Source organism: Moraxella sp. VT-16-12 (assembly GCF_002224245.2).
GTDB lineage: Bacteria > Pseudomonadota > Gammaproteobacteria > Pseudomonadales > Moraxellaceae > Moraxella.
Window position 1 is genome coordinate 1 of sequence record NZ_NKHK02000050.1, and the last position, 381, is coordinate 381.

General features: G+C 45.9%; 1 protein-coding gene. It reads right to left on the reverse strand.

Going from position 1 to position 381, the window contains the following annotated elements:
- Positions 1-16: 16 nt before the first annotated feature.
- Positions 17-381: preprotein translocase subunit YajC (yajC, locus tag CEW93_RS10705; protein ID WP_370511957.1), on the reverse strand; the 365-nt coding region annotated here is incomplete at its 5' end.

The window sequence follows — 381 nt, forward strand, 5'->3', positions numbered from 1 at the left end:
TAGGGAAAAATTTTAATTACAGCGCCTTCATGGTGCCTTTCGGCAGAACGGCAGCTACGAAGTCACGTTTAATAACTACTTCAGTGGTGTCATTCAGTGCGATAGCAATGTAGCCGTTTTCCGCTACTTTGGTTACGCGACCGACCAGGCCACCGTTCGTCAGCACTTCATCACCTTTAGCGATGGAGTCCATCAGCTTTTTGTGTTCTTTGGTGCGCTTCTGCTGTGGACGCAGGATCATGAAATAGAAAATCAGACCGAATACCACCAGCATCAAAATCAAAGACATCGGGCTACCTTGCGCCGGTGCACCCGTTGCCGCTACCGCATCAGAAATAAAAAAGCTCATTAAATTTCCCTCATTATTAATATTAATCAACG